The 14,233-nt window shown below is 35.7% G+C and carries 13 protein-coding genes and 1 pseudogene; 6 read left to right on the top strand and 8 right to left on the bottom strand.

Going from position 1 to position 14,233, the window contains the following annotated elements; translation table 11 throughout:
* Positions 1-21: 21 nt before the first annotated feature.
* The 5 genes from traJ to B4A23_RS01340 are packed head-to-tail and all read right to left on the bottom strand — an operon-like array spanning position 22 to position 4,850.
* Complete coding sequence (gene traJ / locus B4A23_RS01360; RefSeq protein WP_291115962.1) at positions 22-1,017, bottom strand: conjugative transposon protein TraJ; 996 nt, start codon at positions 1,015-1,017, stop codon at positions 22-24.
* 2 nt (positions 1,018-1,019) lie between these two features.
* A complete protein-coding gene (locus tag B4A23_RS01355; protein ID WP_291115959.1) occupies positions 1,020-1,652 on the bottom strand; it encodes a DUF4141 domain-containing protein in 633 nt (210 codons plus the stop codon).
* A gap of 47 nt (positions 1,653-1,699) precedes the next feature.
* Complete coding sequence (locus B4A23_RS01350) at positions 1,700-4,204, bottom strand: TraG family conjugative transposon ATPase (RefSeq protein ID WP_291115956.1); 2,505 nt, start codon at positions 4,202-4,204, stop codon at positions 1,700-1,702.
* Positions 4,201-4,533, bottom strand: a complete 333-nt coding sequence (locus tag B4A23_RS01345; protein ID WP_291115953.1) for a DUF4133 domain-containing protein — start codon at positions 4,531-4,533, stop codon at positions 4,201-4,203. Before B4A23_RS01345 ends, B4A23_RS01350 begins: the two co-directional genes overlap by 4 nt.
* Positions 4,534-4,544: 11 nt before the next feature.
* On the bottom strand, positions 4,545-4,850 hold the full coding sequence (locus B4A23_RS01340) for a DUF4134 domain-containing protein (protein WP_291115950.1): 306 nt from the start codon (positions 4,848-4,850) through the stop codon (positions 4,545-4,547).
* Between the two features lie 187 nt (positions 4,851-5,037).
* On the opposite strand from B4A23_RS01340, the gene B4A23_RS01335 reads away from it, so the two are divergent.
* The 4 genes from B4A23_RS01335 to B4A23_RS01320 are packed head-to-tail and all read left to right on the top strand — an operon-like array spanning position 5,038 to position 9,760.
* Positions 5,038-6,090, top strand: a complete 1,053-nt coding sequence (locus B4A23_RS01335) for a ComEC/Rec2 family competence protein (RefSeq protein WP_291115947.1) — start codon at positions 5,038-5,040, stop codon at positions 6,088-6,090.
* A gap of 5 nt (positions 6,091-6,095) precedes the next feature.
* Positions 6,096-7,190: a trypsin-like serine protease gene (locus B4A23_RS01330; protein WP_291115944.1), complete on the top strand. Its 1,095-nt coding sequence runs from the start codon at positions 6,096-6,098 to the stop codon at positions 7,188-7,190.
* The gene (locus B4A23_RS01325; protein WP_291115941.1) at positions 7,183-7,638 is read left to right on the top strand and encodes a hypothetical protein; all 456 of its coding nucleotides are present in this window, start codon (positions 7,183-7,185) and stop codon (positions 7,636-7,638) included. The genes B4A23_RS01330 and B4A23_RS01325 overlap by 8 nt, the downstream gene beginning before the upstream one ends.
* A 10-nt stretch (positions 7,639-7,648) precedes the next feature.
* The gene (locus B4A23_RS01320) at positions 7,649-9,760 is read left to right on the top strand and encodes an AAA family ATPase (protein WP_291115938.1); all 2,112 of its coding nucleotides are present in this window, start codon (positions 7,649-7,651) and stop codon (positions 9,758-9,760) included.
* A 31-nt stretch (positions 9,761-9,791) separates the two neighbouring features.
* Here B4A23_RS01320 and B4A23_RS01315 read toward each other — a convergent pair whose 3' ends face one another.
* The 3 genes and pseudogenes from B4A23_RS01315 to B4A23_RS01305 form a co-directional block, all read right to left on the bottom strand.
* Positions 9,792-10,421, bottom strand: coding sequence for a conjugal transfer protein TraD (locus B4A23_RS01315; RefSeq protein ID WP_291115937.1), 630 nt, complete (start codon positions 10,419-10,421; stop codon positions 9,792-9,794).
* Between the two features lie 15 nt (positions 10,422-10,436).
* Positions 10,437-10,880 (bottom strand): annotated as a pseudogene (locus B4A23_RS01310) (DUF3408 domain-containing protein).
* Between the two features lie 5 nt (positions 10,881-10,885).
* Positions 10,886-11,653 (bottom strand): ParA family protein, encoded by a 768-nt coding sequence (locus B4A23_RS01305; RefSeq protein WP_291115934.1) that lies wholly within the window; start codon positions 11,651-11,653, stop codon positions 10,886-10,888.
* A 715-nt stretch (positions 11,654-12,368) separates the two neighbouring features.
* Between B4A23_RS01305 and mobA the strand changes: the two genes are divergently transcribed.
* On the top strand, positions 12,369-12,818 hold the full coding sequence (mobA, locus tag B4A23_RS01300; protein WP_291115931.1) for a conjugal transfer protein MobA: 450 nt from the start codon (positions 12,369-12,371) through the stop codon (positions 12,816-12,818).
* Entirely contained in the window at positions 12,808-14,091 is a 1,284-nt protein-coding gene (mobB, locus tag B4A23_RS01295) for a conjugal transfer protein MobB (RefSeq protein ID WP_291115928.1), read from the top strand. Before mobA ends, mobB begins: the two co-directional genes overlap by 11 nt.
* Positions 14,092-14,233: the final 142 nt, after the last annotated feature.

Genomic DNA, 14,233 nt, shown 5'->3' with positions numbered 1-14,233 from the left:
TCTTGAATGATTAGATTGTTCTTATTTTCCCATCAATTTGCCACCGATGTTTCCTGCGGCTGAACCAGCTCCGGCTCCAGCAATATTTCCGGCTTTCATTGCAGATTGATTTACATTTCGAGTAAAATTTCCAGCTCCTCCAGCTTGGATTACCCAGCCTGTTACAGTCGGTATGGTGAAGTATCCGACAATGCCGATAATCATAAAAATGATGTACACGGTATTACTGGTATCAGGTATATAGGTCGGATCGGCTAACATGGCTATATCTCGTTCAAGTATCAGCGATTGTATCCTAGCAAGCATAGAGCTAAATAAATCAGAGACAGGTAACCAGAGGTAAACACTGACGTATCTCGTAATCCATTGCGTGAGCGTCGACTGAAAACCATCCCATACTGATATGGCAAAAGCTATGGGTCCGAGTATGGAGAGAACGATCAAAAAGAATGTTCGTATGGTGTCAATCACCAAAGCCGCTGCTTGAAAAAGTATTTCTAATAAATTGCGAAACCAGTCCTTTAACGCTTTTTCTACTTGATAACCTGTTCTATCCATATACATTCCAGCCATTGTTCCGATGTCAGATGGTGACCAGCCTAATTCATCCAGTTTTTTATCAAATTCTTCGTCTGATACCATATAGGCAGTTTCTGGATTTCTGACCATTGCCTCATATTCCAATCGGTCTTTTTGCTCTTGTAATTTGTTCAGATCAAGTACTTGATGTTCGAGTATGCTGTGAGTTCCAGTTACAATCGGACTTAGTACGGCATTAATAGTCCCCAAAACGATGGTCGGAAAAAACATGATACACAGTCCTAAAGCGAATGGACGTAGTAATGGGAAGACATCAATTGGTTCGGCACGACTTAAAGCTTGCCAAACTTTTAATGCCACATAAAATAATGCGCCCAATCCTGCCAAACCTTTAGCTACTGCCGCCATATCACCTGCAAGTGGCATCATATCATCATAAAGCGACCGCAGGAGTTCGTGAAGATTATCCCATTCCATCTTTACCAGTATTTTTGGTTAGCAGTTCCGTACAGATTTAGTACTCTTTTTGCATCATTTTTCTTTTTCGCTCTTAGGTAGCTTACAGAAATGTTTTTATTGGTATAGTAGCGTACAAGGCTGTGGTATTCTTTTACCTCATTGTACACTCGGTCAATAATGTCCATGCGTTCTTTGTCGTTCAGTGATAAGCTTGAAGAGGTTACAATCTGTTTCAACTCTTTCAACAGTTCACCACTTTCATTGAGTAATGCAGAATAACCGTTACCAATAGCGACCAATTCCTGTGGAGAGAAATTTGGATCGTTCATCATCTTACCAAAATTTTGTACATACATTTCGGATACATCGCCCACTAACAATACCGTTTGTTGAACTTTTCGTGCATCTTTTACAAGGTTGTTGATTGCTTTTAATTTGTCGTAATATTCTTTTCCTTGGTCATACACCTTCTTTACTTCGTTGAAGTTTTTAACGACGTTGCTTACAGTCGAAGAAGTTTGAATGATTTCGTTTGCGGAGTTAAGAATACCCGATGCCAGATTTGCAGGGTCGGTAACTACAAATTGGGCTTTTGCTGATGGTGCTGCGATTAACATGAATGCCGTGCACAGCAGATAAATTACTTTTTTCATTATTTCTGAATTTTTAAACTGAGCTTTTACAAGCTCCTTGTTAATGACTATTGTTTTGATTTGTCTCGCCTTTGCATAGCGATATGCTTAATAGCGAGTTCTACATTCCCGTCTAGTTCGGATGCGAGTTGCATGACTTCCATCTTTTCGGTCTCTTCGGTGGTATAAGCCAAATATTCTGCAACACTCACTTCGGTAGCGTATACAGCCGATTCTGTTCCACCTAATCCAATCCAAACTTCTTTGTAGAGTCGGTTTGTATCGTTGTTCATGTTGATAGAAAGTACCTGTCCTTTTTCTTTGTCGGTAAGACCTAACATCGCTTGTATATCATCGAACTTGTTCATGTACTTGCGTTGATCGAGCAGAATTTTACAATCGGAATTATTGATGATACTTTCCTTGACGATGGGCGATTGGATGATGTCGTCCACTTCTTGTGTCACTACTATGGCTTCGCCAAAGAATTTCCTAACGGTTTTAAACAGATATTTTATGTATTCCGCCATTCCTTCTTTGGCAATTGCCTTCCACGCTTCTTCGATTAGGATGAGTTTTCGGATCCCTTTTAATCTTCTCATCTTGTTGATGAAAACCTCCATAATGATGATCGTCACGATTGGAAACAGGATTTTGTGATCCTTTATCGCATCGATTTCAAACACAATAAAGCGTTTAGAAAGTAGGTCAAGTTGCTTGTCTGAATTGAGCAAGTAATCATATTCACCTCCTTTGTAATAAGGTTCCAATACGTTAAGGAAATTGGCAATATCAAAGTCTTTCTCACGAACTTGTTTTTCTTCCAATACCTTGCGGTAATCACTTTTTATATACTCATAAAAACCATTGAAGGAAGGAAATTCGCTATGCTGTTTAATACGGTCGATATAACCGCTTACGGCATTGGAAAGGGCTACTTCTTCGGATCGAGTTGGTGGATCATCATCGCGTTTCCACAAGGTTAGTATCAGTGTTTTGATACTTTCACGTTTCTCAATATCGAACACACCGTCATCGGTGTAAAAAGGATTAAATGCAATAGGGTTATCCTCGGTATAAGTGAAATAAACACCGTCTTCTCCTTTGGTTTTTCCCTTGATCAATTCACATAGTCCCTGATAGGAATTACCTGTATCCACAAGTAATACATGCGCACCTTGTTCGTAATATTGCCGTACCATGTGATTGGTAAAAAACGATTTCCCCGATCCGGATGGCCCTAAAATAAACTTGTTACGGTTTGTGATGATACCACGTTTCATTGGTAAATCCGATATATCCAAATGAATTGGTTTTCCAGTCAAACGATCAGCCATCTTGATACCGAAAGGAGAGGATGAATTGTGGTAATTCGTTTCTTCAGTAAAGAAACATAAGGCAGGTTCTATGAAGGTATAGAAACTTTCCTCGCTGGGAAAATCACCTGCATTCCCTGGCATTCCTGCCCAATACAAAGTGGCGACATCCGTTGTGTTATGACGAGGTTTGCATTCCATTAATGCCAAGGCGCTACCACAATCATTTTTCAATTGTTTTAATTCTGCAGGATCTTCCGACCAAGCCATGATGTTAAAGTGTGCTCGAATAGAAGAAAGTCCAAAGGAATGTGCTTCGTTCAGATACTTTTCTATCCATTCTTTATTGATTTGATTTGCCCGACTATAACGAGCCAATGAGTGCATATTCCTTGCAGACTTCTCGAACTTTTGAAGATTGTCTTCGCTGTTATCCAAAAACAAATATTGATTGTAGATATGGTTACAACTCAACAACAATCCTACGGGTGCAGCAAAGGATAAACGGCAATCACTACGATCGGTTGATAGCTTTTCAAAACGAGTATCTGCTGATACTGTTCCGGGTAAATCATCCGTATCGGATAGCGTGTGTAGGCTCAACCTTTTGTTGCCAATGCGGATTTCTTCGGTTCCGAGTGCGATATCCTGCATCGGCGTTCCTGCGTCTCTTGAAAGCGTAAGGTATTGTTCCAGCAGTCCCTGTTTTTCGTCCGTTCCAATGATATCGTCTTCGCTCAATCGTTGCAAGGTTATGAAACCACTATCGTTCACAATGCGTTCAAATTGAGCAACTGCTTCCAGAAAATGCTGTATTGTTTCCTTGTTTCTGATTTCCTTTGGAATCAGCGTGCCTTTGCAAAGTGAACTAAAGTTGCTTTGCATACGCATTCTTTCTTTAGTCGTTTTAGTCAAAAACAAATAGCAATAGTGGTTCAAAAACGGTCGTTCGTTGAAATGTCTTTGATAACTTTTAGATAGAAAACTTTGGTCTTCTTGTGCCAAATCGGGTGTATAATTTTCTTTGATATACCAGTCTTGTTTATGAACGACCGTAAAATCAGGCAACGTCTTGATCGCCTTATGCCAAGCGGAATGTATGGCTTCATATTCAGCAGAAGCTACCGTGAATAATTCCGGTAAACGCACCTCAAAACAGGCAGTAATGTCTGCGTCTTTGGAAAGAATACAGTTGTTTTCTACTGCCAGCAAAGGAAATTTGTTTTCCAATGTGGTCGTCTTTGATACATTTCTCATACGGCTTTTGATTTAGGAGTGAATTTTAAATAGCGGTGTATGGGTTTGCGACAGATGATGTAACTGGGATGTCTTTTGTTGGCACCCACTTTCATTAGTCCGTGTTCGCCGTATTTCCTATTCAGTGAAAAGGTTTGCCAAATAATTAGCGAGGCACCACCACCTCCAAGTAGTAGACAGATGTAAGAGTTTACACCTGCCATATACAAGATCATCACGAAAATGAGTGTACCGAGCAATCCGCCTGCAAAAATGAACAGGTATTGCGCTTTCAATCCCTTAAATTCTACGGTTCTGCCAATCCCTTTGTTAATGTTGTAACTGTTCATAAGGCAAAGGATTAAAGGAAGAATGAACGCAGAATCGTAGCTGCAACGATTAGGAAGATACAAGCACCAAACCAGCTTGCTGCCGTTTTACTGGTATCAGGATCTCCACTACTAAACTTGTTGTACACCTTTACCCCACCGATCAGTCCAACTACCGCCCCGATGGCATAAATTAATTGAGTTGCAGGGTCGAAATAAGAGGTGACCATTTGGGTAGCTTCGGTAATACCTGCGGTACCGTTTCCCTGTGCGAATACACCCATTCCTGATAGCATTGCAACGACTGCCATCAAAACTTTTTTTCTTTGTTTTTTCATAATTGAAACACATTAAATTGTTATTGTCTTCCCGCTTATTGCGGGCTTCGTGACAAAGGTGTTTCAGAAACAAAGGCGTTATAACAAAGTGGCAGTCAAAGGAATTGTTTGGCTGAGAATGGCGGTTATATCAAGAATTATTTTATATTAGTAGTTTTATTCTCTGAATTAACACAAAGCTTCAAAATTGACTAGTAATCTTATAAAAAGAACCAAAACAGAATTTATTGTTTTGCCTGCCTTTCATGGTGATTGTATTCTCATTAAAACTTATGATATTAACCATAATGAGTTTACTATACTTATTGATGGAGGAACTGCTCAAACCTTTAGATATTCTTTAAAGGAAGAACTTAAAAATATTTCTCGCATCAATCTTCTTATTCTCACACATATTGATTCTGATCATATTGCTGGATTAATTAATTTTTTTAAAAGCAGTTTAATTGATAATATTAATATTGATGAAATTTGGATGAATAATCCTGATTTAGTTGAAGTAAATAATGGGGAGTTGATTAGTGTAAAACAGGGAGATAATTTTAAGAAATTGATCCTTGAGAAAAAGTCAGAAACTAAACTTTCTCAAATTTCTATATCGGATAGACTTCTTAATCGCTCAGGAATTGAATTTACTATCCTATCACCAACATCTGCTATTGTAAATGAACTTTATGAACGTTGGGAATCATTAAGGTTACTACAAAACAATAAGTCAAATATTTCTTCTGTTAAAAGTGCTTATACTCTATCATTAGAAGAGTCGAATAAAATATCTTTTTCTCCAGACAAAAGCATTAATGAAGATATATTTAATTCTTCATCTATTTCCTTTTTATTGAAATGTCCAGATATTTCTTTATTACTGCTTGCTGATTCTCGTCCAGAAATTATAGTTCAGAGTTTAAGAGATTTCGGAGTCAATGAAAAAGATCCTCTTATTGTTGATTATGTAAAAGTTTCGCATCACGGGAGTTTAAATAATACTTCCCAAGAGCTCTTGGGCTTGATAAAGAGTAATAATTACTTAATATCTACAAATGGAGGAACGGCTGATCATAAGCATCCATCAAGAGAAACCATTTCTCGCATAGTATACAACTCTAATAGAAATGATGAGGTATTAAACATCTTTTTTAATTACACTCTCAACAGTTTGAGAGAACGAATAGGTGATTTTATTAACGAAATAGACCTAGAGCATGGAAATTGGAATGCAACAAGTCAAAATAGATTTTAGAACTTATGACACATAATCAAGCTGAAAAATATTGTGTTCGAGTTAAAAGTAATGGACATACTGGTAGCGGAGTTCTGTTGTCAGGTAATGAAACTTTTTATGTTTTAACGGCTGCACACTGTTTGGGAGATAGTATGCCCAATATTGAAGATATTAAAATAGAAAAGCAAAACGACTATACTTCAGATTTTAAAGGAATAACAACTGTAGAAATTAAAGAGTTTAATCAGGAACTTGATTTTGCTTTAATAGAAATTGACTTTGATGACGAAGATAAACTCCTTTACCAATATAAATTAGGAAGGGGTGTTCTATCAGAAAATGAAATAAAATTTTGTGGTTATCAAGGAGTAAATATTAATCAATATAGACCTTTTAATGGAACAGTTTTGTCTGTTAGTGACGATTTAGGCCGATTTAAAATTACGTTACAAAATGAAACATTTGATCAAGCAGGAGAAGATGGACAATATGTAGCAAAAGGATTATCAGGAAGTGGAGTGTTTATTTACAGACATAATTCTCCTTTTTTAATAGGGATATTAAACTCTGTAATCTCTGAAAAAGCATGGAATGATGATATTGACTGTTGCTCAATAAAACATATTGAAAAATATATTTCGGAATATGTTGATTTATCAGATTTTGATAATTTAAAAAAATGGAATGAAAATATAGAAAAAGAACGTACTGAACGTGAAATTGAAGCATTTAAGAATGAAAATAGTGATTTTTTTGAAAAACTCTATAGAAAAAATCAAGTATTGTATCCTGAAATCTCAAAAGCAAATACTATTACAGCAAAGCAAATCAGAAAATTTCTTGCGATGAAAGATAACGTTAGAACTATTGAAAATGATTATCCGATATTATTCTCAAATTTTAAAAATATCGTAAAACGATTTGTTGATCAAGTTGAAGACGACTATTCAAGAAGTGTTAGCCAAAATAGTGAAGCAATTAATCTAAAAATGGAACTACAAAACCAATTGAAAAGTGAATTTGAGATCTTGCCAAATTTCACAAATTTAGACCTGTCTGAATATCAAATCATTGAATGGTTGGGGATATGTACTTTAAATTTTACTACTAATGATTGATATTAAATTAGATCAGAAACCAATCTCGGTATCAATAAGATATAATGGTTACTATAAAGTAGTTCTATTATTGGCTATAATTAAACATTGTGGGTATGCCAAAAAAGCCAGCTTAGAACTAATTCATATTGTTTTTTGGAGCTTACGTAATGATAATAATTATCAAGTTCTACTTGATTTATCAAATCAAGTAAGAAAAAATTTAATACCGTGGACTTTTGAACATGGTATAGATGAAGTTTTAGCTTTAGGCCTCATTAATGGATATATTGAACGAGTTATCGTCACTCAAACACTCGAAATAAAAATAACAGATAAAGGCAACAATATTATTAATTCAATAAACCAGTTCGAACTTTTTCAAGATGAGTTGCAAAAAATAAAAGATCTTGGAATAATACCCAAATCAAGATTAACTTCTGCAAACAAGAATTGGAAACTATTATAGAAAGATACATATGTTCAAGATAAATAAATTAAAAGCAGAAATTCTATCTGATAAAAGTGAAGACATTACAGATTTATATGGTTTTGAATTTCAATTTGAAAAAGGTTTGAATATTATCGCAGGACCAAATTCAAGAGGAAAAACAACGATTAATACTTGTATCTATTATGCCTTAGGTATGGAGGAACTACTCGGTGCTCATAATGAAAAAGCATTAGATAAAGCATTAAAAGAAGAATTTACAATTAAACCAAGTGAAGAGGAAGAAGGGATAAATTATAAGGTACAATCGTCCAAAATTTTGTTAGAGATTGAAAATGATAATAACGAAATCGTTTTCTTGGAAAGATATATCACAACAAATACTGAAGACATAAAATCGTCTAATATCACTGTTTATAATTCATCACTTGAAGACAGGGATAATGACAATATCCAAATTCAGCAAAATATTCTCTTTGTAAATGGAAGAGGTAATAATGAAGATCCAAATAGTTTTTATAATTGGTTAAGTGGCTTTATGAATTTAGAACTTCCTTTGGTGAGTAATAGTTCTCGTACAGATAATTATAGCCCTCTCTATCTTCAAACAATATTCTCTGCTTTATTCATTGAACAAACAAAAGGTTGGTCTGACTTTTTTGCTACAATGCCTTTTTTCGGTATTACTAAGGCAAAAGAAAAAATAGTTGAATTTTTATTAGGACTAAATGAAATTCGACTTTCAACAGAAAAAGATGTCCTTAATAAGGAAAAAAATCTAATAACCGATGACTGGAAAAGGAAAATAAAGGCTTTTTCTTATTTAGAAAAGCAAACAAGTTCGACAATTGTAAATGTTCCAGAAGAATTGACCACAGACAAATCGGAGATTGAAAAAATAAATGTTGTTTTCTCTACCTCTGAAAATGAGAAAGTTACTTTCAATCATTTTATGACGGAAAAAACAGAAATGGTCAAAGAATTAGAAAATAGACCCATTTCTACTATAAAAGAAAACCGTGAACAAACCGTTTTAGAATTCAATAAACAAAAGCAAGAGTATTTTGAACTGAAAGAGTATATTGAAAAATTTGAAGGTAAACTACGTATTGATAAACAACAGGATTTCAACTTAAAAAATCAATTAAGTATTGTAGACGTTGAGATTAAAGATCATATAAATCTACAAAAAGTTTTTAGTGAAAATATTATTAATGAGCATGGAGCAAATCAATGTCCAACCTGTACGCAACCAGTATCAACAAACCTGATTAATACAAGAAATATAAGTATACCACAACTTACACTTGATGAGAATACTAACTTTTTGCGAAGTCAAAGAAAGATAATACAAACCTCGATTAATAGTTTAATTGAAACAATTAGTGAAAAAGAAGTACTTCTTACCTATTTTAAGAACAACTTACGCCAAAAAGAAATATTAATTAAATCAATTTCAAAAGATTTGATTTCCGATGATAGAGCCTTCTCTGAATCAGAAATAGTAAGAAAGCTCCAGCTTGAAAGGGAGATTGAAAAATTAGATGATCTTAAAAACTCTATTTCAGCTTTAAAAGCAGAATTAGTAGAGCTGGCTAATAAATACCATAATAACGATATTAAGATGGGTACTTTAGGGAAGTCTGAGCAAGAGGATGAGAATAAGCTGGTTAGTTTTGAAACTAAATATAAGAATTTCCTTTTCGGATTTGGGTATGACAGTAATGAGAAATATCAGATATCTATCAATAGGAAAGAGCCGTTCAAATATTTTCCAGTTTATAAAAATCACAGAAATGATAACAACCCTCAATCCATAAGAATAAACTCTTCTGCTTCTGATTTTGTACGTAATATTTGGGCTTATTCTTTAGCTTTATTACAGAATGGAATTAACCATCCTGGTATTATTATGTTTGATGAACCAGGACAACACAGAACTAATTTAAATAGTTTAAAAGCTTTATTTAAAACTTGTTCAGAAATCGGAGAAAGACAGACAATAATTTTCACTTCGATTGATAAGCAGTTGAATGATGATGAAATGATTGATTTGGATCTGCTTATAGAAGACTTAGAAAGTGATAAATATAAACTTATTCGGTTAGATAATCTTCATAAAGTAATTAGAAAACTATAAGACTATTAAAAAATGATATTAGGGAGTTTGCTCACACAAACTCCCCAATATCAAAATCCTCTAAATCATTTTTCCGCAAAGTGGAAGAACCGGTTTCCGTTTTAGAAGAAAGGCTACTGTCCAATAGCTCTGCTATTTTTTGGGAAGCACCCTCCATAGAATTTTCCAGTAGGCTGAATAATTCGGTTCCTTGTATTTTTTGAACTATAGCTATCGCTGTTTCCTTTTGAGATTGCTCCAATTTTTCTTTTTGTAGCAACATCCCCACGGAGCTGAGTTCTTCAAAGGTAACCCCTTGAGCAAAACCGTTATCGCTACTGGATATTCCGTACCTGTTCCATTCTTCTTCCTCATCTTCAAAATCAGGCATATTACTGAAAACTTCGTCCAGTTCTTCCTGCGGAATTTGAATACCAACGATTTCGTCGTATTCTATGTCTAAATTAGCTGGGTTTATCTCTTTATCTTCTAGTTGGCTTTCGTTGGAAACCTTTGACAATGAAAGGCTTCTTACAGGTTTTGGCTGCCCCATAAGATCAGGCAGATTCTGATTTACTTTTTTTTGTATGTTATGTTGTCTAGGTTGTTTCTTACTGATGATTTTGTCCTGTAAAAGCAGGTAAATGATTATAATAAGGCATAATACAATTATTATTTCCATAGCTATATTTATTTTTTAAATTGGTTTGTACTTATCATTATAACTCTTCGTAATCTGTTCACTAAATTCCTGAAAGTGGTGATCTAATAAATTGTCCAGATAGGCATAAATTGTAATTTTGTCTTCGCCAATCACTTGAATAATGCGTGTCAGCTTTTCGTGAAATTCTGGTCGTATATAAACAGTTTTACCATCACGGGCATTCGTTTACGATTTTTTGAAAAAGGTATTTTCGTAATAGGTTTCAATAGTCCGCTTTGTCCGGCTCTTTTCCCTAACCGCAGGTTTGTTCTGTTCGACCTCTTGTTTTACCTCTTCGGTTTCGGTTTTCTTTTCGGGTTCTTTGGCAGGTTCGGGAGGGAGCTGTAAGCCGTCCATTTTCACACCGTCCACCATTAGACTCATCATCAGTTCCTCGTTAATATCGGGAGTAACTTTTTTTTTGTTTCCTTTTTCCATAGTGTTTATAATTGAGTGATTTTTAAAAATTCGTTCATAAACAGGTCTAACTGGCAGTTTTTCATCAGCCGTTCATCGGGAGGTAACAGCGTGGAGCGGAAAACAGCTTTGCTGTTCGCTTCGCTTTCTTTACGAAAACGAGTACTACTCTTGACCTGGCTTTGCATAAGACTAAATCCTAACTGGTGGATAAGGCTGTTATAAACTTCATACAACGGTGTGCTTTCTCTGCCGTCCACTTGGTTCCAAAACAGGTTAATGGTTTCTATGGAAGTTTCTCCTTGTTTCATAATAATGTCCTGCAAAAGTTGCGTAAAAACAAGCGTACTTTCCATTACCACACGGTCTGCCGTAATGGGCGTAAAAATGTGGTGCATCCCTGCCAATGCTTTCAGAATGCCCGCCGTATTGACTGTTCCCGGTAGGTCGAAGAACACGATATCAATCGGTACTGGAGAAGCATCTACATATTCCTGTGCTTTTTCCAATACGCTGTCCGCTCCGTGCTTTATAATCTCATAGGCCTTTTTGTTGATGGTTATAAATTGGTTATACGCCTGTTTTTTCAAGGCTTCGTTTTCCATTACCATTTTCAAATCACGCTCTTTCATTTTCATAAGACTATGCTGTGGGAAATCCGTGTCAAATACGGCTACATTGTAGCCCAAACGATAATGCAGGGTACTCGCAACGAGCGTTGTAAATGTACTCTTACCGACACCGCCTTTTTGTGAAGAAAAGGCGATAAATACTGTTTTGTGTTTTGTACTCATATCTCTACTTATTTATTTATACTCCATTAACTATGTGCGTAAGTGCTGATGTAAGCAGTCAGATACCTATGTATTTGGATATGTTACTCTGTACCGATATACTTATGCAGATAGTTATCTACTTATGCACTTGAATACACGCCTACATCGGTAGGCAGATAGATTGATCTGTACCCACAGACTTACTTACCTATGCATTTGCATTTCTCCTTATCCATATACATAACCAAGTATCTGAACAGGTACTTTTCTATGTACCTGTTTGCTTGATTACTTACCTCCGCAGTTAGGTGCTTATGTTGTTACCTGCATAACCATCTACGCACTTATATCCTTTTGTTGGTACAAATAAAAAAAGATAAACAAGCGGTTCTTTCAATGTGGCGGTATTTGGCATTCAAAAGCAGTTTTTGGCACTATGGTATAGTGCAATCGTTTAAAAAAGAGAGCTTTATTTTGTGTAGTGATATTTATTAACAGATTTATGCTTAATGCTTTTGACAAAATGGAGGTAATAGCAACGGCTATCAAGCCGTTTTTTCCTGTTACATTTAATCCGTTCCACAGGGCGGATTTTTGTGTTCACCAGAACACGGCAAGTTGTGTTTTGAGGCACCCGAAACTGAGTTTAGTGCCTCAAAACAACTTGCCCTTGCAGGGAGCAAAAAAAATCCTCCGAAGTCGGCTTTTCGTGTAAATTATAAATGGATTATTGATGAATGAGAGTAAAAACAACAAACACAATAAGGGCGGTCGCAAGCCAAAGCTTAACCCCAGTACCAACCGCCACGTTTTCCGTTTGACAGATGATGAAAATGCTAAACTTTTGACGCTTTTTGAAGCATCAGGAATGCCCAATAAAGCCAAGTTTATCATATCTCAAGTGTTCGGAAAGGAGATGAAATCGGTTAGAATTGATAAAGGAACGGTCGATTATTATATGCGATTGACTTCCTTTCATAGTCAATTTCGAGCAATAGGAGTGAATTATAATCAAATTGTAAAGCTGTTATACCGTCATTTTTCGGAGAAAAAAGCAGCAGCATTCCTTTATAGATTGGAAAAACAGACGGCTGAAATGGCGATGTTGTGTCAAAAAATAATACAGTTAACCGAAGAATTTGAAGTTAAACACCTTAAAAAGAACCCTAAGAATGATAGCTAAAATTGGAAGAAGTGCAAATTTGTACGGTGCTTTGGCGTATAATAATCTGAAAGTAGAAAAAGAAAGTGGACAAATTTTGTTTGCTAATAAGCTAATTGAAACGCCAAACGGAGCATATACTGCTGCTCAATTAACCCAATCTTTTGAACCGTATTTGATTGCAAACCGCAATACAGAAAAACATACGTTGCATATTTCGCTCAATCCTGATCCGAAAGATCAAGTAAGTGATGATAAATTTCGGGAAATGGCACAGGAATATATGCAGGAAATGGGTTATGGTGAACAGCCTTTTATAGTCTTTAAACATACCGATATAGACCGTAGTCACATTCATATTGTATCGGTTTGTGTGGATGAGAATGGAAAAAAGATTTCGGACAAATTTGAGAAAATGCGATCAATGAACGTATGCCGAGAGCTGGAAAAAAAACATAACTTGACACCTGCAACCGATAAGGAATGCAAGCAGAAAGATAAGATTTTCCGTGCGGTGGATTATCGAGCAGGTGATGTGAAAAGCCAAATTTCATCAGTCATTCGACACTTACCAAATTACTATCAATTTCAGACTTTGGGCGAATACAATGCCTTGCTATCCCTGTTCAATATTACCATCGAAAAAGTGGAAGGCGAACTGCATGGAAAGGTACAAAAGGGATTATTGTACATACCATTAAATGAGAAAGGTGAAAGATCCAGTCATCCGTCTAAGGCTTCGGCGTTTGGGAAGAACGCAGGACTAACTGCTTTGAAACTCCATTTTGCGAAATGCAAAACAGGTTTAAAAGATCACCCAAGTAGGCAGATCCTAAAAGCTGCAATTTCTATTGCCCTGCAAACGACCAACAATGAACAGGCTTTTAAAAAGCAATTAGGGGAACAAGGTATTAACATAGTAGTCCGCCGAAACGATGCAGGCCGTATTTATGGTATTACATTTATAGACCACAATTCCAAAATCGTATGGAACGGCTCACGTTTAGCAAAGGAGCTTTCTGCCAATATCTTTAATAATTACTGGAACAATAACATCAAACCCGAATTTAAAGAGCCTAGTCAACCTCAACAAAAAGTATCACATTCCAACGATAAAGATAATTTACCTTTTGAAAAACCTCATCAATTATTCGACTTTTTAAATACGGATAAACACGAAGACGGATTGATTGAATCATTGGGAGGTTTAATTCCCGAAGCACAAGGTGAAGATTATGAGGAACAAGATTTTGCTAATAAAATGAAACGTAAACTAAAAAGAAGTTCAAATTGAGCTTTCTATGTCTTTAAGCTGTTTTGGAATGCTATTTTGGAAAAGAACGTATACTTAACAGGTTGAAATAATTGTTAACTAAAGTGCATTCAAAAAATGCCTAATAATCTTAACAAAGACAATAATGACAAAAGTAAGCCTA

The sequence above is a fragment of the Empedobacter sp. UBA7248 genome (assembly GCF_002472945.1).
Taxonomy (GTDB): Bacteria; Bacteroidota; Bacteroidia; order Flavobacteriales; family Weeksellaceae; genus Empedobacter; species Empedobacter falsenii_C.
Note: the sequence above shows the minus strand (reverse complement) of the source record. Positions and strands in the feature narration are given on the sequence as shown.